At 25.0% G+C, this 22,877-nt stretch carries 18 protein-coding genes; 13 read left to right on the top strand and 5 right to left on the bottom strand.

The features are described from left to right. Window positions 1-86 precede the first annotated feature (86 nt). From BN8917_RS09275 to BN8917_RS09225, 11 genes are all read left to right on the top strand, one after another. Complete coding sequence (locus BN8917_RS09275) at window positions 87-1,313, top strand: BaiN/RdsA family NAD(P)/FAD-dependent oxidoreductase (protein ID WP_066873726.1); 1,227 nt, start codon at window positions 87-89, stop codon at window positions 1,311-1,313. 18 nt (window positions 1,314-1,331) lie between these two features. Beyond that, window positions 1,332-1,982: a (d)CMP kinase gene (gene cmk / locus BN8917_RS09270; protein ID WP_066873724.1), complete on the top strand. Its 651-nt coding sequence runs from the start codon at window positions 1,332-1,334 to the stop codon at window positions 1,980-1,982. Window positions 1,983-2,004: 22 nt separating this feature from the next. Continuing rightward, the gene (locus BN8917_RS09265) at window positions 2,005-2,850 is read left to right on the top strand and encodes a 4-hydroxy-3-methylbut-2-enyl diphosphate reductase (protein ID WP_066873723.1); all 846 of its coding nucleotides are present in this window, start codon (window positions 2,005-2,007) and stop codon (window positions 2,848-2,850) included. 58 nt (window positions 2,851-2,908) lie between these two features. Then, window positions 2,909-3,730 carry a GNAT family N-acetyltransferase gene (locus BN8917_RS09260; protein WP_066873722.1) on the top strand — a complete coding sequence of 274 codons (822 nt, stop codon included), beginning with the start codon at window positions 2,909-2,911 and terminating at the stop codon, window positions 3,728-3,730. Window positions 3,731-3,874: 144 nt separating this feature from the next. Continuing rightward, complete coding sequence (miaB, locus tag BN8917_RS09255; protein ID WP_066873720.1) at window positions 3,875-5,248, top strand: tRNA (N6-isopentenyl adenosine(37)-C2)-methylthiotransferase MiaB; 1,374 nt, start codon at window positions 3,875-3,877, stop codon at window positions 5,246-5,248. Window positions 5,249-5,368: 120 nt separating this feature from the next. Then, window positions 5,369-8,077, top strand: coding sequence for a DNA mismatch repair protein MutS (gene mutS / locus BN8917_RS09250; RefSeq protein ID WP_066873718.1), 2,709 nt, complete (start codon window positions 5,369-5,371; stop codon window positions 8,075-8,077). A gap of 17 nt (window positions 8,078-8,094) precedes the next feature. Further along, on the top strand, window positions 8,095-10,005 hold the full coding sequence (mutL, locus tag BN8917_RS09245; protein WP_066873716.1) for a DNA mismatch repair endonuclease MutL: 1,911 nt from the start codon (window positions 8,095-8,097) through the stop codon (window positions 10,003-10,005). A gap of 14 nt (window positions 10,006-10,019) precedes the next feature. Beyond that, window positions 10,020-10,946, top strand: coding sequence for a tRNA (adenosine(37)-N6)-dimethylallyltransferase MiaA (gene miaA / locus BN8917_RS09240; RefSeq protein ID WP_066873714.1), 927 nt, complete (start codon window positions 10,020-10,022; stop codon window positions 10,944-10,946). A 101-nt stretch (window positions 10,947-11,047) separates the two neighbouring features. After that, on the top strand, window positions 11,048-12,331 hold the full coding sequence (locus BN8917_RS09235; RefSeq protein WP_066873712.1) for a methionine gamma-lyase family protein: 1,284 nt from the start codon (window positions 11,048-11,050) through the stop codon (window positions 12,329-12,331). A gap of 36 nt (window positions 12,332-12,367) precedes the next feature. Continuing rightward, window positions 12,368-12,736, top strand: coding sequence for a YccF domain-containing protein (locus BN8917_RS09230; RefSeq protein ID WP_066873710.1), 369 nt, complete (start codon window positions 12,368-12,370; stop codon window positions 12,734-12,736). Between the two features lie 142 nt (window positions 12,737-12,878). Further along, window positions 12,879-13,919 (top strand): glycoside hydrolase family 113, encoded by a 1,041-nt coding sequence (locus tag BN8917_RS09225; protein ID WP_066873708.1) that lies wholly within the window; start codon window positions 12,879-12,881, stop codon window positions 13,917-13,919. Window positions 13,920-13,998: 79 nt separating this feature from the next. On the opposite strand, the gene lexA is transcribed toward BN8917_RS09225, so the two are convergent. Beyond that, window positions 13,999-14,607, bottom strand: a complete 609-nt coding sequence (gene lexA, locus BN8917_RS09220) for a transcriptional repressor LexA (RefSeq protein WP_066873706.1) — start codon at window positions 14,605-14,607, stop codon at window positions 13,999-14,001. Window positions 14,608-14,806: 199 nt separating this feature from the next. On the opposite strand from lexA, the gene BN8917_RS09215 reads away from it, so the two are divergent. Together BN8917_RS09215 and BN8917_RS09210 are read left to right on the top strand one after the other, a co-directional pair. Beyond that, complete coding sequence (locus tag BN8917_RS09215) at window positions 14,807-15,688, top strand: V-type ATP synthase subunit I domain-containing protein (RefSeq protein WP_066873704.1); 882 nt, start codon at window positions 14,807-14,809, stop codon at window positions 15,686-15,688. 67 nt (window positions 15,689-15,755) lie between these two features. Further along, complete coding sequence (locus BN8917_RS09210) at window positions 15,756-16,097, top strand: hypothetical protein (protein ID WP_066873702.1); 342 nt, start codon at window positions 15,756-15,758, stop codon at window positions 16,095-16,097. Between the two features lie 21 nt (window positions 16,098-16,118). On the opposite strand, the gene BN8917_RS09205 is transcribed toward BN8917_RS09210, so the two are convergent. From BN8917_RS09205 to purB, 4 genes are all read right to left on the bottom strand, one after another. After that, on the bottom strand, window positions 16,119-17,132 hold the full coding sequence (locus BN8917_RS09205; RefSeq protein WP_235830027.1) for a tyrosine recombinase XerC: 1,014 nt from the start codon (window positions 17,130-17,132) through the stop codon (window positions 16,119-16,121). Window positions 17,133-17,793: 661 nt separating this feature from the next. Continuing rightward, a complete protein-coding gene (locus tag BN8917_RS09200; protein WP_066873700.1) occupies window positions 17,794-18,708 on the bottom strand; it encodes an exonuclease domain-containing protein in 915 nt (304 codons plus the stop codon). 73 nt (window positions 18,709-18,781) lie between these two features. Further along, the gene (gshAB, locus tag BN8917_RS09195) at window positions 18,782-21,046 is read right to left on the bottom strand and encodes a bifunctional glutamate--cysteine ligase GshA/glutathione synthetase GshB (protein ID WP_066873698.1); all 2,265 of its coding nucleotides are present in this window, start codon (window positions 21,044-21,046) and stop codon (window positions 18,782-18,784) included. A 303-nt stretch (window positions 21,047-21,349) separates the two neighbouring features. Next, window positions 21,350-22,780 (bottom strand): adenylosuccinate lyase, encoded by a 1,431-nt coding sequence (gene purB / locus BN8917_RS09190; protein WP_066873696.1) that lies wholly within the window; start codon window positions 22,778-22,780, stop codon window positions 21,350-21,352. Window positions 22,781-22,877: the final 97 nt, after the last annotated feature.

Below are 22,877 nucleotides of genomic sequence, written 5' to 3'. Positions count from 1 at the left end.
TCTATAAGCAGCTTAACTTTATTTGACAAAAATATATTAAGAGTTTATCATAAACTTGTTTTAGATTAATATTAGGAGATGATTATTTGGCTAAAGTAGTAGTGATAGGCGCAGGCCCTGCTGGAATGATGGCAGCAATAAAAGCAGCTGAAAATCATGATGTTATTTTATTAGATAGGAACGATAAAATTGGAAAAAAACTTTATATAACAGGTAAAGGAAGATGTAATATAACAAATTCAAAGGATATAAGTGAATTTTTTGATTATATACCTGGTAATCCACATTTTCTTTATAGTGCTTTATATACATATGATAATAAAATGGTTATAGATTTTTTTGAGGAACTGGGAGTAAAGCTAAAAAGTGAAAGAGGCGGAAGAGTATTCCCTTGTAGTGATAAATCTTCAGATATTATCTCAGCATTTAAAAAAGAATTAAATAAGAAAAAAGTAAAAGTATTACTTAATTCAAAGGTAGTTAATATAATAAAAGATAAAAATAAAGTATATTCTATAGAATTAGAAAATGGCAAAAGCTTAAATGTTGATCATTTAATTGTTTGTACAGGTGGTAAATCTTATCCTAAAACTGGTTCGGATGGCTTTTGCTATTCTTTATTAGAAAATTTAGGTCATAAGATAGTAGATTTAACCCCTTCTTTAGTACCAATAGAAGTGGAAAATGAATATGCAAATATAGTTGTTGGTGTTACACTTAAAAATATTTCTTTTAGTATACTAGATAAAGTAGGGAATAAAGAAAAGGTAATATATCAAAAACAAGGAGAACTTAATTTTACATATTATGGAGTATCAGGGCCTGTTGTATTAAGTGGAAGTAGATATATAGATACAAATAAGAATTTATATATAAATATAGATTTAAAGCCTGCTCTTAATGAGAAAGATTTAGATTTAAGAATCCAAAAAGATTTTAATTTAAATCTCAATTCTGAATTTAAAGATTCTTTAAATAAACTATTTCCGCAAAGATTAATCCCTTTGATAATACAACTATCTGAAATAGATAAAGAGAAGAAAGTTCATTCAATAACAAAAGAAGAAAGAAAAAAATTAGTTGGAATAATAAAAAACTTAAGATTTAAAGTAAAGAAACTTAGAGGAATATCCGAAGCTATTGTAACAGCGGGTGGAGTTTCTACTAAAGAAATAGATCCATCAACAATGAAATCTAAGTTGATAGATAACTTATCATTTGCAGGAGAGGTAATAGATGTTGATGCACTTACAGGAGGCTATAATATACAAATAGCCTTATCAACAGGTTATTTAGCAGGTGAAAATATTTAAAATAGAAAGGGAGTAAATATGAATAATAAAATAAATGTAGCAATAGATGGACCAGCGGGAGCAGGAAAAAGTACAATAGCTAAAATAATAGCTAAAAATTTAGGATTAATGTATATAAATACTGGTGCTATGTATAGAGCAGTAACATTAAAAGCATTAGAATATAAGATATCCTCTTCTGATATTAGTAAGTTAGAGGATTTAATAGATAATATGGAAATACATTTTGATAATGATGATTTAATTCTTAATGGAAAAAATATAAATGATAAACTTACTATGCCAGAAATAACTAAAAATGTTTCAGAATATGCTTCAATTAAGGAAGTTAGAGTTAAATTAGTAGATCTTATGAGAAAGATGTCTAGTAAATTTAATGTTATCATGGATGGTAGAGATATAGGTACTGTTGTATTAAAAGATGCTAAATATAAATTTTTCTTAACAGCTAGTGCGGAAGAAAGAGCTGATAGAAGATATAAGGAACTTTTAGAAAAAGGTTTAAAAGTAGATTATAAAGAAATATTAGATGATATAATAAGAAGAGATGAATATGATTCAACTAGAGAAGTTGATCCTTTAAGAAAGGCAGAGGATGCTTTAGAAATAGATACTACAGGATTAAATATTGAAGAGGTTGTTTTAAAAATTTCATCTTATATAAAATAATAAAATTAAAGGAGTATTTTATATGAAAAGAAAAGTTATTTTAGCCGAAAATGCTGGATTTTGCTTTGGTGTAAAAAGAGCAGTAGATGAAAGTTTAAATGCTAAAAATAAATATAATAAAAAAATTTATACACTTGGTCCATTAATTCATAATAAAGATGTTGTTAAGGACTTAGAAGAGAAAAATATAGAAGCTATAGATTTTGATAATATAGATAAATTAAATAAAGAAGACGTTATTGTAATTCGCTCTCATGGAGTTAAAGAAAATGTAATAGCAACTTTAAATAGTAAAGGGCTCGTTGTTGATAATGCAACATGTCCTTATGTTACTAATATTCATAAAAAGGTTAATGAATATTATAATAAAGGATATCAAATAGTTATTATGGGGGATAAAAATCACCCAGAAGTTATAGGTATTAATGGCTGGTGTAATGATAGTGCTATTATCACAACAGCAGATGATATAGAAAGTGAGTTTCCAAAGAAAGTTTGTCTAGTTTCTCAAACTACTGAAAAAAAAGAGAATTGGAATAAGGTTGTCGCTAGAGTAGCAATGTTTGCTAAAGAACTTGTTGCATTTAATACAATTTGTGCTGCTACAGATGTAAGACAAAGTAGTGCAGAAGAAATCTCAAAGAAAGCAGATATGGTTATTGTTATTGGAGGTAAGAGCAGCTCTAATACAACGAAATTATTTGAAATTTGTAAGAAAAATTGTAAAAACACATATCATATAGAAAATGCTAACGACTTAACAGAAGATATTATAAATTTTGAATGCGAAACTATAGGGGTTACAGCTGGAGCATCAACACCTGATTATATAATAGAAGAAGTAATTAAAATTTTAGAAAATAATTAATTGAATTAGGTCTAGAATTACGGTAAAATTATTCTGTAGTAATCAAAAAAGGAGTATTATGGATATAAAATTACTTACAATTCTAGACTTTTTTTCTTTTAGAAAAGAATTAAAAAAGACTTTAGAAATAGGCATATTGAAGTATATAAAATTACTTATATTAAATAAGTATATTTTTATAGTTACTTATTCTAATGGTTATAATATATTTTGGGAAACTAAAAAAATAAATTCAGGAAAATTTTTAATATATAAGATATATAAGAATAAAAATAAATTAAATAAGACTATAAAGAGTAAAAATTATAGAAAAGATCATTTTATATATATTTGTAATGATAAAGAGTATAACCTAGATAATATAAGTGATTGGGGATTTAAGGAGAGAAATTGTAATTTGTATATGAAAATAAATTTAAAAAATTTTAATATTGATAAGTTAAGTTTTGATGATATTAACTTTGAGAAATTAATACTAGGTTTAAATGATATCGAAAGATGTAATATACAGAATGAAGCATTCTTTAAAGTTAATAGAATCCCTTTAAATTTAAAAGATATAAAATATGAGGTAAGTAGAAATTGTTTCTTAGAGGATTTATCATATTTTATTAAAATGAATGATGAGTATATTGGATATGGTCAGGTTATGGATTTAAATGGAAGATACACTGTAGCTAATTTATGTATTAAAAATAAATTTCAGGGACAAGGATATGGAAAAATTTTATTAAAATATCTATTATTAAAATGTTTTGAGCAAAATATATATGATATTTATATAAAGGTTAGTAGTGATAATACGGTAGCATTATCACTATATAAAAAAATAGGTTTTAAAGTGATTGAGAATCAACATATTTTTGAGATAAAATCTTAGTTATAATACTAAGATTTTATTTTTTTATACAAAGTTATATACAAAAGGTTTCATAAGTTAAAACTTTTTTAAACTTATAATTTGTAAATATATATATTTTATGCTAAATTTTATATATAAGTTGGTTGAAATAGGGGGATTTTAATGTTAAAAAATATTATTGAAGAGAAAACTAATAGAGCTAAAGAAGAAATTAGGATAGAAAAAACTTTTTTTATTGAAACATATGGGTGTCAAATGAATGAAGAGGATTCAGAAAAATTATCAGGTATGTTAAAGGCCATAGATTATATAGAAACAGATAAAAAAGATGATGCTGATATAGTAATACTTAATACTTGTTGTGTAAGAGAAAATGCAGAAAATAAAGTTTTAGGAAACCTAGGAGAGTTAAAAAAGTTAAAGAAAAAAAATCCTAATACTGTTATAGCAATATGTGGATGTATGATGCAACAAAAAGAAATGGCAGATAAGATTTTATTTAAATATCCTTTTGTTGATATTATCTTTGGTACACATAATTCTTATAAGTTTCCTGAATACTTAAATAGAGTTATTCAAGAAAAAATACAAATAAAAGAAATTAAGAATAAAGAAGAAGGTATAATAGAAGGTATACCTATAGATAGAAAAAGTGATATAAAAGCATTTGTTACTATTATGTATGGCTGTAATAATTTTTGTACATATTGTATAGTTCCATATGTAAGAGGAAGAGAACGAAGTAGAAAACCTGAAGAAATAGAGAGAGAAATTATAGATTTAGTTTCAAAAGGTTATAAAGAAATAACGTTACTTGGACAAAATGTTAATTCTTATGGGAAAGGTTTAGATGAGCAAATTAATTTTGCTGAATTACTTAGAAGAATTAATAAGATAGATGGATTAGAAAGAATAAGATTTATGACTTCACATCCTAAAGATATAAGTGATAGCCTTATTAAGGCTATAAAAGAATGTGATAAAGTTTGTGAGCAAATACATTTACCAGTACAAAGTGGATCAAATAAAATTTTAAAGGACATGAATAGACATTATACAAGAGAACAATATTTAGAGATTATAAGAAAAATAAGAAATGAAATACCTGGTGTAAGTATAACAACTGATATAATAGTAGGGTTCCCTGGGGAAAGTGAAAAGGACTTTAATGATACTTTAGAGCTAGTAAAAGAGGTTAAATATGATTCAGCATTTACTTTTATATATTCAAGAAGAAATTATACTCCTGCAGATAGAATGACTAATCAAATAGAGGATAGTATTAAACATAAAAGATTTAATAAACTATTAGAAGTTGTTAATAATAATGCAATTTCAAGTAATTTAACCTATGAAGGACAAATAGTTGAAGTTTTAGTTGAAGGATTAAGTAAAAATAATAATAAAATTTTAAGTGGTAGAATTAGAAATGGTAAACTTATTAACTTTATTGGTGATAAAAGTTTAATAGGAAAGCTTGTAAATATAAAGGTTACAAAAGCAAAAGCTTTTTCTTTATATGGAGAGGTTTTATAATATAATTTTTGGTAGGATAGAAAATATACTCTATCCTATTTTCATATATAAATAGATAAAATTTAATAATTAGTGTAAAATGTATTATTATTATTACTTTTATAAAATGGAGGCGAAAATATGGCGTTAACTCCCATGATGAGACAATATTTAGAAATTAAAGATAGATATAAAGATTGTATATTATTTTTTAGATTAGGAGATTTTTATGAAATGTTCTTTGAAGATGCAAAAACAGCATCTAGAGAATTAGAGCTTGTATTAACAGGTAGAGATTGTGGATTAAAAGAAAGAGCTCCTATGTGTGGGGTACCGTTTCATTCATCTAAAGGATATATATCAAGACTAATAGCCAAAGGATATAAAGTTGCTATATGCGAGCAGGTTGAAGATGTATCAGTAGCTAAAGGAATAGTAAAAAGAGATGTTATAAAAGTTATAACACCTGGTACTTTTGTTGATGAAAATAATGAACAATATATGAATACATATATATCAGTTATAGTTGAAGAAAATGATTTTCTATCAATAGCCTCTTCAGATATATTAACTGGTGAGTTTAAAGTTACTTCATTTAAGAATAATTCATCATTACTTTTAGATGAATTATCTAAAATTTCTCCTAAAGAAATTTTAGTTGATTCTGGTATGTCAGTTGAATTATTAAAAATAATAAAACATAATATACCTGCACTTATAACAACTAGAAATTATGATGAAGATATAGCTACAATAGAGGAGTTGAGAGAAAAATTCACACCACAAGCTATTGAAGAACTAGATACTTACTGTATTAAATCTTCAGGAGTATTATTAAAATATATATTTGATACTCAAAAAATGAATTTATCTAATATAAATGTATTAGAGAGATATTATATAGTTAATTATATGACTATAGATAGTAACTCTAGAAGAAATTTAGAATTAGTAGAAAGTTTAAAGGAAAAGAGTAAAAAAGGAAGTCTTATTTGGGTTATGGATAAGAGTGCTACTTCAATGGGAGGTAGAACATTAAGAAGATGGATAGAAGAGCCTTTAATAGTTAAGACAAAGATAGAGAATAGATTAGAAGCAGTAGAAGAATTAAAAAATAAAGTTTATTTTAATGAAGATTTAAGGGAATTATTAAAAAATATTTATGATATTGAACGTATAGTTGGGAAAATATCTAATCAAAATGTAAATGGTAAAGATTTAAACTCCTTAAAAATATCTTTAGAAAAGGTTCCAGAAATAAAAAAACAATTATCATCTTGCAATTCTAAAATGCTAAAGAATTATTTTGAAAATTTAGATGAATTAGAAGATATTAAGATATTATTAGAAAATTCTATAATAGAAGATCCTGCTCTTACTATAAAAGATGGAAATATAATAAAAAGTGGATATAATGCTGAAGTTGATAGATTAAGAGAAGCTAAATTTAATGGGAAACAATGGATAGCATCTTTAGAAAATAGAGAAAGAGAATTTACTGGGATTAAATCATTAAAGGTTGGTTACAATAAGGTATTTGGATATTATATAGAAATTTCTAAATCTAATTATTCCTCAATACCAGAGGGCCGTTATGTAAGAAAACAGACACTTGCTAATGCTGAAAGATTTATAACTCAAGAATTAAAAAAAATTGAAGAAGAAATTCTTGGTGCAGAGGATAAATTAACTAAATTAGAATATGAATTGTTTATTGATATAAGAAATAAAGTTGAACAAGAAATTTCAAGATTACAAAAGACAGCGAAAATTTTAGGAGAAATAGATGTTTTATCTACATTTGCTTTAATAGCTATAGAAAATAACTATGTTAAGCCTATTATAAATGAAAATGGAGTTATAGATATAAAGGAAGGTAGACATCCAGTTGTAGAAAAAGTGATTGATAAAGGAGAATTTATATCTAATAATACTATAGTTGATGATAAAGATAATCAAATGCTTCTTATAACAGGTCCTAATATGGCTGGTAAGTCAACATATATGAGACAAGTAGCTTTAATAACTATAATGGCTCAACTAGGATCATTTGTTCCAGCTAAAGAGGCTAATATTTCTATATGTGATAAAGTTTTTACAAGAATAGGAGCTTCAGACGATTTAGCAGGTGGTAAATCTACATTTATGGTAGAAATGTGGGAAGTTTCAAATATTCTTAAAAATGCAACTTCTAACAGCTTAGTTCTACTTGATGAAGTAGGAAGAGGAACATCCACATATGATGGACTTAGTATAGCATGGGCAGTTATAGAGTATATTTCTAGTAAAATAAAATGTAAAACTTTATTTGCAACTCACTATCATGAATTAACAAAATTAGAAGGTTTAATAGAAGGAGTTAAAAATTATTCTGTTTCTGTGAAAGAGATAGATGAAAATATAATATTCCTTAGAAAAATAATTAGTGGTGGTGCAGATCAATCATATGGTATTGAGGTTGCTAAACTAGCAGGGGTACCTAATAATGTTATAAATAGAGCTAAAGAGATATTAAGTGGGTTAGAAAATAATTCAGTAGAAATTAAAGTAGAAAAAAAAGAATTAAATAATAATGATATAAAAGAAAAAGTTGAAATGCAAATTGTTCCAAGTGAATTCTCAGAAATAGAAGAGGAAATAGCTATTATTGAAGTAAGTAATTCAAAGAAGGATATTAGTGATCAGGTAAAAGAAAAATCTGATAATTTAGATATTCAATTAGACTTTATGTCCATAGAAAAAGATAATTTAATAAAAGAATTAGCTCAACTAGATATAATGTCTCTTACTCCAATGGATGCTATGAATACATTATATAATTTATGTAAAGATGCAAAAAAAATAAAATAATTTAAGGATGTGGTGTTTTGAATAGAATAAATTTATTAGATCAACACACTTCTAATCAAATAGCAGCAGGAGAGGTAGTAGAGCGTCCCTCTTCTGTTGTTAAAGAATTAGTTGAAAATTCTATTGATGCAGAAAGTAAAAATATAACTATTGAAATTGAAGAAGGAGGTATATCCTTAATAAGAGTTATAGATGATGGAATAGGTATATTAAATGAAGATTTAAAAAAAGCATTTTTACCTCACGCTACATCTAAAATTAATAATATAGAAGATATATATAGAATAAACACATTAGGATTTAGGGGAGAAGCTTTGCCATCTATTTCATCGGTTTCTAAAGTGAATATGAAATCTAAAACATTAGATGAGGATAATGGTTGGGAAATACATATAGAAGGTGGTAAAGTCCTTTATGATGGTGAAATAGGTACTAATCTAGGAACAATAATAGAAGTAAGAGATTTATTTTTTAATATACCAGCAAGAAAGAAATTTTTAAAAACAGCTTCTAGGGAAGCAGCTATGATAAATGATTTAATAGGTAGAATAGCTCTAGCAAATCCCAATATAGCTTTTACACTTTTTAATAATAGAAAGAAAGTTTTACAGACTTATGGTACAGGTAAGCTAATTGACTCTATTAGAAGTATATATAGTAAAAATACAGCAAATGAATTATTATATTTTGAAAATTCAGGTGATACAGTAACTGTCTATGGATATATAGGAAAAGATTCACTTGCTAGAAAATCTAGAAATAATCAAAGTATTTTTGTAAATAAGAGATATATAAAAAATAGAACTCTATCAGTGGCTGTAGAAAATGCATATAAATCTTTTAATACAGGAGATAAGTATCCTTTTTTTGTTTTATTTATAGAAGTTTATCCTGAACTTATAGATGTCAATGTCCATCCAGCTAAATCAGAAATAAAATTTAGAAATGATAAAGAGGTATTTTCTGTTATATTCTCTGCTATACATAAGGTTCTAGGAGATTTTATAAGAAAAGATTTTTCGGGAGATGAGTTTCTAAAAGAAGAGAAAAAACAAGAAGAAGTAACTCAGGTATCTTTTGAAAAAAGATTAGAAGAATTAAATAGATTAGAAGAAAATCTTAAAAATGTTGAAGGGTTATATAAGGAAAGAAAAATAAATATAGATAATATGCCTATAAGTATAGTATCTAATGAAAATTTACAACCCGTAAAGGAAGAATATAAGGACACCCTTAATTATATGGATAATATTAAAGAGAATACTGAATTTGTAAGGGAAGAAAGTAATAAAAATTATGAAACTAGTATTTATGCAGGATATTCAAGAGAAGAAAGTAATATACCTAAATTTCCTATATTAAATATAATAGGACAATATAATAAAACTTATATAATAGCTGAAAAAGAAGCTACGTTATATTTAATAGATCAGCATGCAGCACATGAAAGACTTTTATTTGAGAAATATTTAAAATCTATTGAGGATAATACATTAATAATACAACCTCTTATAGTTCCAATTATTATAGAATTATCTTTAAATGATTATGGATATTATGAAGAAAATAGTGATATTTTCTCTTGTGCAGGATTTAAAGTTGAAAGTTTTGGATTAAGTTCTATAAAACTTAGTGAGGTTCCATATTTCTTAGGTAAACTTGATGCTAAACAATTCTTTTTATCAATTTTAGATAATCTTAAGAATTTAGGAAGTGGTAGGACTGTGGAAGTTAAGTATAATAAAATAGCTAATTTAGCATGTAAGGCAGCTGTAAAAGCAAATGATGAACTTTCAAGAGATGAGATGGAAAAATTATTATACGATTTAAGATATCTAGATGATCCATTTCATTGCCCTCATGGAAGACCTACTATACTAAAGTTTTCTAGTTATGAAATAGATAAAATGTTTAAAAGAATCGTTTAAGGAGAAGAAATTTAATGAATAATAATTTATTAATAATAGCAGGACCAACTGCAGTTGGAAAGACATCCATTTCTATAGAATTAGCAAAAAGATTAAATGGAGAAATAATATCTACTGATTCAATGCAAATTTACAAGTATATGGATATAGGTTCTGCAAAAATTACAAAAGAGGAAATGCAAGGGGTAGTTCATCATCTAATAGATTTTATAGATCCTAAGGATGAATTTAGTGTATCTGAATTTAAAGATTTAGCACTTAAGACTATTGATGATATACAAAGGAGAGGGAAACTTCCTATCTTAGTAGGTGGAACAGGCCTTTATATAAATTCTATAATATGTACTATGAATTTTGCTGAGGGAAATAAAAATGAAGAGTACAGACAAGAACTAATTAAATTAGCTAATGAAAAAGGTAATATATATATACATGGGTTATTGAAAGATATTGATATAGAAAGTTTTAATAATATTCATCCTAATAATCAAAAAAGAGTAATTAGAGCTTTAGAGGTATATAAAGAGACAGGTAGACCATTTAGCTCATTTAAGGAAGAAGAAAGTATATATAAATCTAAATTCAATATTAATTATTATGTTTTAAATTTAGATAGACAAAAACTTTATAATAGGATTAATGATAGAGTAGATATAATGATTGAAAAAGGACTTTTAGATGAAGTTAAATATCTTAAATCACTTGGTTTAAATAGTGATATGCAATCTATGAAAGGCATAGGTTATAAAGAAATTTTAAATTATTTAGATAATAAAATTAGCTTAGAGCAGGCTATAGATGATATAAAACAAGGTAGTAGAAATTATGCTAAACGACAATTAACTTGGTTTAAAAAAGATCCAAGGGCTATATTTATAAATAAAGATGATTTTAAAGATGAAAATGAAATTATCAATATGATAATTAATAATATTAAATAATTACAAAGATAGGCAAATTAATTATGAGATTTGCCTATTTTTGTTTGCTATGCTAATATAATTTATGAAATAGACATAATAAAAGTTACGGGGGTGTTTTTTTGATTAATCAAACAGCTGGTTTATTAAAATCAACTTATAATTTAAAAGATAAAACAATTGATTTATATAATAAAGCTATTAATGATGTTAAAGAAAGCTTTAAAAATTATGATGATATAAGAGAATTTAATCAGTTAAAGGTATTAAAAGCATTTCAAGATGAGAAGGTTTCGGATTCTCATTTTACTAATTCAACAGGATATGGGTATGGAGATATAGGTAGAGATACTTTTGATTTAGTTTACGCTAATATATTTAAATGTGAGAAAGCGTTGGTAAGACCACATTTCGTAAGTGGAACTCATGCTATAGGAGCAGCTTTATTTGGTAACCTTAGACCAGGTAATACAATATTAGCTGCCACGGGAAGTCCGTATGATACATTACATACATTAATAGGAATAAATGAAAATACAAAAAAAGTTGGATCATTAAAAGAATATGGTGTTTCTTATAAACAAGTTGATTTAATAGATGGTAAGATAGATATTGAATCAGTAAAAAAAGCTTTAATTGAAGATAAAAGTATAACTCTAGTACATATGCAAAGATCTACTGGATATGGATGGAGAAATGCGTTTTTAATAGAAGAACTTGAAGAGGCAATAAGAGAAATAAAAGCAGTTAGAAATGATGTAATAGTATTTGTAGATAATTGCTATGGTGAATTTATAGATATTAAAGAGCCTACAGAAGTTGGTGCTGATTTAATGGCAGGATCACTTATCAAAAATATAGGTGGAGGAATTTCACAAACTGGTGGCTATATAGTAGGAAAAGAAGAGTATGTAGATCAAGCGGCATATAGATTAACAGCAGCTGGTATAGGGGCTGAATGTGGTGCAACATTTAATGTAATGAGAGAGTTCTATCAAGGTTTATTCTTAGCTCCTCATATAGCTATGGAAGCTGTTAAAGGAGCAGTTTTATGTTCAAGAATAATGGAATTAGCTGGATTTGAAGTTCTTCCAAAATATAATGATAAAAGAAGTGATATAATTCAAGCTATTAAATTTGGAGATAAAGATAAACTTATACAATTTTGCAAAGGGATACAAAAAGGATCACCTATAGATTCATTTGTAGAATGTGAACCATGGGCAATGCCTGGATATGAAGATGAAGTTATAATGGCTGCTGGTGCATTTATACAAGGATCATCAATAGAATTATCTGCTGATGCTCCAATAAGAGAACCATATATAGCATATCTTCAAGGGGGATTAACTTTTGATCATGCTAAGATAGGTATTTTAATAGCATTAAACAATATAATTGAATAATATAATAAGTGATTAAATTAGGGAGTGACGTTATAGATGAGACTAATAGGAAATATATTATGGTTTATTTTTGGTGGATGTGTTCAAGGATTGCTTTGGGTACTTTTTGGAGTTTTGTGGTCAATTACAATTGTAGGTATTCCAGTTGGAATACAATGTTTTAAATTAGCTAGACTTCAATTTTTCCCATTTGGTAAAGAAGTTGTTACAACTAGTGATAGTTCAGTAAGTTTAATTCTAAATATATTATGGTTTATTTTTGGTGGATTTGGTATGGCTATAACTAATTTAACAACAGCTATTGTTTTAGCAATAACAATAGTAGGTATACCTTTCGCTAAACAATCATTAAAACTTGCAAAACTTTCATTAATGCCATTTGGGAAAGATGTAATATCAAAATAATTTATTTTATAGAGATTATAGTATAAAGTTATAATCTCTATTTTTTGTATAAAAAAGAATATATTATTTTTTAGAAGTTAGATATATTTAGTACACTATATAAGTAATGTAAAATTTAATTAATATTATACGGAGAATTTTTATGAAAAAGAAAATATTTATTATATTAGGGATAATCACTTTAAGTATTATCTTAATAATTTTATATTTATTTTTTAATATAAAAAATAATCATAAAATTATTAAATCAGGAGATTTAGCAACTGATTATAGTGTTAATCAAGCATTAGAGGATATAAAATCTTTAAATTTAAATACTATTAATATACCAATTGTAGTTAATATTCCAGATAAAACATCAAATAATATAACAATTGAAAAATGGAGTTTAGATAGGGCTATAGAGCTTATAAAAAAATTACAAGGAAGTAAAATTAAAATTATTATAGAACCATATCCTTGGATAAAAAATGGTTCTATAAGTGAAACAGAATATAATCCATATAATAAAGAAGAATTTTTTAAAAAATGGAATGATGATATTCTAACACCAATAATAAAGCAAGTTGCTAATCCATATAATGTGTATACTGTTATTGTTGCATCTAATTTTAATTTGCTTGATAAATATGAGGATAATTGGATAAGTACTATACAAAATGTAAGGAAAATTTATAAAGGTAATATTACTTATAAAGTATCGTGGTGGAAAACTGCTATTTGGGATAAAAATGATGATAATAGATTTAAACAAATACTTAATGATAAAGTTTTTAAGTATGTTAATTTTATTAGTATTGCAGCTTATTTTGAGTTAAGTAATAAACAAGTTAATACTGTTAATGAACTAGTTTCTGATTTATATAGTACAACTAGCTATAATAGAAAACAAGATGTTTATAAACAAATTTATCAACTTTATAGAAAATGGAATAAACCTATATATTTTGGTGAACTAGGTTTTCCAAGAAAAGATGGAGCCGCTATGGAACCATGGAATCCGGAGTGTTCTAACATAATAAATGGAGAAGAGCAAGCAAGATGTTTTGAGGCTTATAAAAAGGTATTTGGAAATAAGAGATGGTTTAAGGGATATTCTGTTTTTTCTATCGGTATAAATAATGATACACATCTATTTTACCCATCCCTTGAAAGTAAAAAAGTTATTAAAAATTGGAATTGATTTATTTTTAGAATTCTAATTTTTATAAAAATAAAGTTAATATAAAAAACCTTAGATATTTTATATCTAAGGTTTTTTATTAATATTCTCTATATATACCTACCAATTTACCTAAAATAGAACATTCATTAACTATAATAGGCTCCATTGTTGAATTTTCAGGTTGTAATCTAAAAAAATTCTTTTCCTTATAAAAGGTCTTAATTGTAGCTTCATTATCAATAAGAGCTACTACTATATCACCATTTTGAGCTACATTAGTTTGTTCTATTATTGCTAAATCTCCATCTAATATTCCAGCTTCTATCATACTAGTTCCTAGTACTTTTAATATAAATAAATCTTTATCATGTTTAACATAATTCAATGGTAATTGAAAAGTATCTTCTATATTTTCAGTAGCTAATATAGGTAAACCAGCTGTTACATTTCCTACTATAGGGATATCTAAAATTTCTTTTTTTGAGTTATTTAATTCTAAGATCTCCAATGCTCTTGGTTTAGTTGGATCTCTATAAATAAATCCCTTTTTCTCAAGTCTTTTTAAATGTCCGTGAACTGTTGATGTTGATTTAAGTGAAACAGCAGAACATATTTCTCTTACTGAAGGTGGATATCCTTTTTCAGTAGTATATTTAACTAAAAAATCATAAATTTCTTTTTGCTTTTGACTAATATTTTCAGTCATATTGTACACCTCATATTGTTATTGTGAACATTATAGCATATAATCTACTTTATATCAAACCTGTGTTCGTATACTTAAATAATAGTTTTATTTCTTTATTAATATTTCTTGAATTTAATAAATTAAAATTATATACTAATAATATGTATTACATTACTTAGTATTACTATTTGTAGTACTTTATGAAAGGAGTAGTAGATTGGAAAATAAAGAGTTAAAAGTAAAGTCTTTTAGAGTAGATGAAAATACATTTGCAAAATTTAAAGAAATCGCATCAAAAGAGTTTGGAAATCAATCTCAATGTTTAGAGGCTTTAATTAATATTTACGAAACTGAAGAGGCTAAAACTATATTAATTAATCGTGAATTAGAAATAGAGACTTTCCAGGATTATATAAATAAAATAAATAGATTATTTATAACTTCACTTCAAATGAGTTCTGATGCCGAAGAAAGGGCTAAAGAAGTATTTTTAAAAAAAATAGAAACTAAAGATGGACTTTTAGAAACTTTAAAATCAAAATTAGATGAAAATAAAATAGAAAATAAAAAACTTTTGGAAGAAAATAAAATTTTGATTAATGAAGCTAAAGAACTTAAAACTAAAATTGTAGAATTAGAAGAAAATAAAAACACCTTAACACAATTAGCTAATAGAAACTCAGACTTAGCCGATAGATTAAAGTTGGAATTAGAGGGATTAAAAAAACAATTATCTAAATATAAAGATTTAAAAAAAGAAAATGAGAAATATTTAGATGAATTTAAAGGTTTAAAACAACAAATTGATGGTAAAAATAATATTATAAATGATTTAAAATTAAAAAATGAAAGTTATGAAGAGAGTATAAAAAGTTTAAGAGAAAAGAATGATAATAAAACAAATGAGATAAACTCTTATAAATCTTTATTAGATGGAGTTAGAAGAGAATCTAAAGCCGAAATAGAAGCTATGGAGAGTAAATATAAAGAGGATTATTTAAAGGCTTTAAATGAGCGAGAAATGCTTTTAAAAAGAGAGTATGAATTAGATAAAAAAGAATTAGAATTAAAAATTAGGGAGTTAGAATTAAAAAAATAAAATTTTGAAATTGAATTATAGATTTGATATAATTTAATTCTATTTAATTATAAAGGTGGTTTTGTATATGAGTAGAGATTCGAAAGTGGAAGATTTAAAGGAATATATTGAAGATGAAGAATTAGCAACTAGAGCTATAAATATAGATGCTATCGCAGTTGATGAATTAGAAAGTAACTTTTTATTATCCGAGATAGATACTGATGAAGTTGTTGAAAATGAAAAGATGAATTTTTCTAAATATAATGAATATGAAAAAGAAATTCTAGAATTAGATGAAGAAGAATATTTAGATGCTTTTGAAAATGTAGAGTATTTAGCGGATATAGAAGATTTAGATGAGTTTGATTTAGATGATTCAACGGAAGAATTATTCCCTGGGGTTAGGATATTAAAGAAAAAAGATTAAAAAGCCGTATTAAACGGCTTTTTATTTTATATTAGATAATGGATTTGATTTAACAGCGTCTCTCAAAGTATCATCATCTAAATGTGTATATATTTGAGTTGTAGACACGCTTTCATGGCCTAATATGGCTTGTAAAGTTCTTATATCTACATTACCGTGTTTATACATAAGGGTAGCAGCTGTGTGTCTTAACTTGTGTGGACTATATTTATCATTCATTAGACCTGCATTTCGTATGTGTTTTTTCACTAAATTTTCTACTGTAACTTTATTGATTGCTCTATTTTGTCTAGATATAAATAAGTTATCTCTATCTTCAACAGCTATTTTACTTGAATCTCTGAAGTTAATATAATTTTCTATCGCTTTAATACATGAATCATTTAAATAAATACTTCTTTCTTTATTTCCTTTACCAATTACTTTTAATATATCTCCATTAATTTTACTTATTTTTATACTACAAAGTTCAGAAAGACGTAAACCACAATTTAAAAAGAGGGTTAATATACAATAATCTCTATAATAATTTTTATTGTTTTTATCTAATGAATTCAATAAGTGCTGGCTTTCGTTAAGAGATAAATAAATAGGGTGTCTTTTTTCAATTTTAGGACTCTCTAATTCTGATGCCGGATTCTCGGAAATAACCTTTAACTTTAAGTTTAAAAAATTAAAAAATGATTTTAAAGTTGCTACTTTTCTAGCTTTAGCATGACTATGGTTTAATCTTATATTATCTATATATTTTAAAAATGAATATAAATCTCTTAATTTGATAGTTTTTATAAACTCAATATCTATATCACTGATATCTATTAATTTAATCTCTTTTTCAGGTGATTCTAATCCTTTAAGAATTTTCATAACTCTAAAGAATAATTTGAGATCTGTTTTATAAGCTATTATTGTATTTTTAGATTTACCTTTTATTGTTTCTAAATAATTCAAGAAATCTTCAACAGGTTCTGGGAGTTCATTTTTATATTCCAATATATTAAAGTATGGTTTTTTATTTGTTGATGATTCTTTTATTTTTGTACTTTTCTTTTTTAATCCTAATTCTTTAATCCAAATCTGTATAGAACGTACACTTACTGAATATATCTCAGAAAGTTGTTTTGTACTTAATGAGTTAAGTTCAAAAAGAATAAATAGATCTTCTATAATATCTTCATAAGATTTATTAAGTTTTTTATTTTCATATGCAGTGTATATATCTTTTAATCTCATTTGTTCTTCTTGTGATAAAGTATATTTAAGTAATTTCTTTATATTTGTTGGATATTTTAAATTTGAATATCTATGTTTTTTTTGCACTTTTTAATACCTCTATATATTTCTATATTTCTTTTATTATATCATATAAAAATTTATATTTATCATTTTAAATTATGAAAATGTATGTAAAGTTAGTTATAATGCCGTTTAAATCACTTAAAATTCGTTTAATCTACATTTGTTAAATTGTTATTTAACAAATGTAGATTAAACGAAAAAAATATAAACTTTTCATTTTAAAATCTAATCGATTTTCAGAAATAAATAAGTTTTAAAATTTTATCTTTTGATTTATTTTATTACATAAAGAATTTTAAAATTTATTCCCCTTTCAAATAATACCTCCAAAAAAGATATAAAAATATACAATATTAAGTAATACATATGGTATTACTTAATATTGTATTACGTATTCTTAAAAATTTTTATTATTACATAAATTCAAAAATTCTTCTTCTGATAAAATTTTTATCGATTTTCCAGATTCTAAAATTTCTTTTGTTTTAATTAATTTATTTGTCAAATACTTTGAATTTAAATCTAAATTAGTTATTAATATATCAGTATTGTTAGAAACTCTATTAGATATAAATCCCCCTAAGCATAAAACTTTATTACTAGCCTTAGCCCTAGATAAACTTTTTAAAGGACCTGTAAATACAACAGTTTTTTTTCTAAAAAAATCAGTATCATTTAACTCATCTTTATTTATTAAACTAACTTCTTTAGGAATTATTAAATTAGTCTTTTTTATTTGTGGTTTTATATTTACATTAGAAAGTATTAATCCTGGAGTTATAGACAACTTTTTGCTTATATCTGAAAGTTTATTTATACCCAAATAATTACAAACATCTATAAATATAGATGCAGCTATCATAGAATCATCTCCAGCATTATGGGGTTTAAATTCTATTCCTAGCATTTCAGCTAACGTTATAAGTTTATTATTAGGTAATCCTTTATAAACTATTTTAGAAATATCTACAGTACATAGATATAGACATTTATTAATTTCTAAATCATAATCATTTAAGGTATTAATTAAAACTTCTATATCAAAGTAAGCATTATGAGCTACTATTAGATTATTTTCTAGATATTTTTTTATTATAGGCCATAATTCTTTAAATGTTTTTTCTTTTTCTACATCTTCAGCTGAAATTCCATGTATCCAAATATTCATAGGTTTAAAAATATTTTTTTTAGGTTTAATTAATGTATAAAACTTTTCTACAATTTTATTTCCTCTAACTACTGTAATCCCTAACGAACAAGCGCTATTTCTATTTTCATTAGCGGTTTCAAAATCAATAGCGACAAAATCCATAATATTCTCCTTTGTACTTTAATAATCTATAATAAAAAAGGTATATAGTCATTATAACTATACACCTTTTTTATTATTTATTAAATAATAAGTCTAATACTTTTTCTCCAGCATGTCTATTTATACCTTTGTATGGGAAGCAATGTATATGGATAGCCGGATTAAAATTCATTTCAATAATGGCATGATTTAATTCATTAGCCTCTTCTGATATATTTTGTATCATAATATCTATTCCAGTTATTTTAGCATTAGCTGCTTTAGCTGCTTTAATAGCTACCTCTTTATAAGAATTATGGATTTGATCAGTAAAATCTAAACTATCTCCTCCAGTACTAATATTTGAATTTTCTCTTAAATATATAATTTCATTTTTCTTAGGAATATAATTGAAATCTAAATTTTGTCCATGTAAAAACATTTCTTCTGCTACACCAAGTTTTATTTTTTCAAGAGGTTTTACATACCCTACACCTCTTAAAAAATCTTCGTTCTTTATTTCTACTAATTCTTTAATAGTATTTACTCCATTTCCGGTTACATTAGCTGGAACTCTGTGTAATATTCCTACAATTTCATCATCTATAACTAAAAATCTATATTCCTTACCTGAAATGAATTCTTCTATTAAAATAGAACTATCTTCTGAAAAAGCAATATCTATTCCTTTTTCAAATTCTTCTTTAGTAAATTCATTTTTAAAAATACTTATTCCTAATCCAAAATTGGTTGTTTTAGGTTTTATAACAATAGCTTTATTTTCAAATAATTTAAAATCTAATTTAGCATCTTCAGGTTTTAAATATAATTCACCCTTTGGAACTCTTATATTGTTACTTGAAAGAATTTTCTTAGTAACTTCTTTATTTTCCATAAGTAATGCTGTTATATAAGTATCTTTTGATGTCTTAGTAGCTTGTTTTACATATTCTACTTTATTATCTTTCTTTAAAGAAATAAAGTTTTCATATCTATCAGCTATTTCAAATTTTATCCCTCTTTTAATAGCATCTCTCAAAAGAATTTGAGTTGAAAGTTCCATATCTTCAAATCCTCTTAAACTAAAGATTCTATTATTACTTTCATTTAATGAAAATTTTGCTCTATTAAGATGGAAATCTATAAATGAAGATTTTTTAATCTCACTTATTATTTTATAAGCCTTAGTTTTAGTAGGATCTATAACCTCTTCTTTAGCTTTTTCTAAAATTAATTTTATATCATCATTAAATACTTCAAGATTATCTAACAATGATATAACTTCATTTATCATATCTAAAGATTTAGAAATAAAGTCATTATCTTGACTGAAGTTTGAAACTTCAAATTTTGTATCCATAAATGCCATACTTAGAACAAATGCATGTAGTAACTTAAGTGTATCTAATGAGATTCCAAACTCTGATAAAGGATCTAAATCAAGAATTCTTATTTCTAAATATTCTACTCCATATTTCTTTAAATCTTCAACATTACCTTTACCTGTAATCGCTTTAAGTCTTATAGGACTATAATACTCTTTTTCATTATTTATAGTACCATTATTTATTGCAGTACTTAAATCAGATATATATTCTTCTAAAGAATTATAAGAAACAGAAAAATCTAATGTATTTTTATATCCAAACTTACTATTTCTAAGTGAATTTATATTATTAAAATAATAACCATCTGTTATATTATCTAATTTATCAGCAGAATTAACTAGATCTTTTATATAACTTTCATGAAATACAGGGCTAGCTCCTGTTAAATAAATTAATAACCATTTATATTTAAAGAAATTTTTAGATATATTTAAATAAATTTTATTTTTAAATTCCTTAAAAGTTAATTCTTCTTCAAAATCTTCGTAAAGTTTTTGTAGGAATTCATTCTTAAATGAAAAATTATAATGTATACCGCTTATAAGTTGCTTCTTTCTTCCGTACTTTTCAGCTAGTAATTCCCTGTATTTTTCTTCTACTTCTCCATTAAATTTTGCTATAGGGATAAGTTGTTCTTCTGGTAATATAGGTGGATTACTTTGTGGCCAAAGAACTTCATTTTTTAATTCTGAAGAAACTATATCATTTAAAGCGCCCATAAAATCATATAATTCATTTAAAGTATTACAAGGTGGTGTCACCATTTCTACCTGACTCTCTGAAAAATCTGTTGTTATATAAGGATTATATTTTTTATTACCAAAAACTTCTGGATGATCTGTTAAAGCTAAATTCCCTTGTAAATCAATTCTAAGATTTTCTTTTTCTAAACCAAAGTTACAAAACATTAAAAACTTTTGTAATTTATCATTTTTAATTTTTGTTATTATTTTTTGTTGTAAAGTATTCATTTTATCGACCTCTATATTTTCTATATTAATTTTTCTTAAAAGTATCTATTATTATATAATTATTATTTTTTTAATTTCTTTAAAAATACCACACAAATTTGAATTTCTTTTGAACATTAATATTATTTGGAAACTTTAAATTTAAAAGTAATGAGACTAAACCAACAAGTAGATATAATTTATTATAAATATAAGAAAGTAGATTTATGTATTTAAATAAAATATTTAGGTAATAAAAATAAATTAATTAATTAATTAAGAAAAAAGAAGAGGTTATTTATTTTTTCCTCTTCTTTATAAAATCTAAACTAATACTTCACTTTTCATATTAAGGCATTTTACATTATGTTCTAGTATAGGATTTACATATTCATTTATAAAGTCAATTACTTGGTTTGGTGCTCTACCAATAAACTTTACTGGATCAATAATATTTTGTATTTCTAATTCACTTAATCCAAATCTAGAATCTCCTATTATTCTACTTATTAAATCATTATCTAAACCATCTTTTTTTACTCTTTGAGAAGCTAACATAGAGTGTTCTCTTATAAGTTCATGTAGTTCTTGTCTATCGCCACCTTTTTTTACAGCCTCCATCATAATATTTTCAGTGGCCATAAAAGGAAGTTCAGTTTCTACATGTTTTTTTATTACTTTTTCATATACAACTAAATTTTCAGAGATATTCATATATAAATTTAAAACACCATCTAAAGCTAAGAAGCCTTCGGCGATTGATAATCTTTTATTAGCTGAATCATCTAAAGTTCTTTCAAACCACTGATTAGATGCTGTAATTGCAGGATTTAATGAATCTATAATCACATATCTTGCTAGTGATCCCATTCTTTCGCTCCTCATAGGATTTCTTTTATACGCCATTGCAGAAGAACCTATTTGATGCTTCTCAAAAGGCTCTTCTATTTCTTTAAGATTCTGTAATAATCTTATATCATTAGAAAATTTATAAGCACTTTGAGCTATTTCTGATAATGTATTTAAAATTATAGAATCAACCTTTCTAGAATAAGTTTGTCCTGTTACTGAATAACATTTATCAAATCCCATTTTATTTGCAACTAATTTATCTAACTTCTTCACCTTTTCTTCATCATTATTAAATAAATTCATAAAACTAGCTTGTGTACCAGTTGTCCCCTTCACTCCTCTTAACTTTAATTTTTCTATAACAAAATCTAAGTTTTCAATATCTAAAATCAAGTCTTGCATCCAAAGGCTAGCTCTCTTACCAACTGTTGTTAGTTGAGCTGCTTGATAATGCGTAAATCCCAAAGTAGGCATATCCTTATATTCTAAGGCAAACTTTTTTAAATTATTAATAATAGAAATTAACTTTCCTTTTATTAATAATAATCCTTCTTTCATTAAGATTATATCAGTATTATCACAAACATAACAACTAGTAGCACCAAGGTGTATAATACCTTTAGCTGTTGGACACTGTATACCATAAGCATAAACATGACTCATAACATCATGGCGTACTTCTTTTTCTCTATTAATAGCAATATCGTAATTTATATCATTTATGTATTTTTTTAATTCTTGAATTTGAATATTTGTAATATTTAAGCCTAATTCTTTTTCAGCTTCTGCAAGTGCGACCCATAATTTTCTCCAAGTTGAGAATTTCTTATCTTCAGAAAAAATAAATGACATTTCTTTAGATGAATATCTAGAACTTAATGGATTATCATATAAAACTTTCATTATTAATTACCTCCAGAAAATACAAATTATTGAATTTATTATATCATAATAAGTTTAATAAGTGAACTATTAATAGATAAAAATAATTAATATTCGT

It is taken from the genome of Clostridium mediterraneense, from assembly GCF_900091705.1.
Lineage (GTDB): Bacteria > Bacillota > Clostridia > Clostridiales > Clostridiaceae > Sarcina > Sarcina mediterraneense.
The sequence above is the reverse complement of the archived record's forward strand: the minus strand, read 5'-3'. Positions and strand labels throughout refer to the sequence as shown.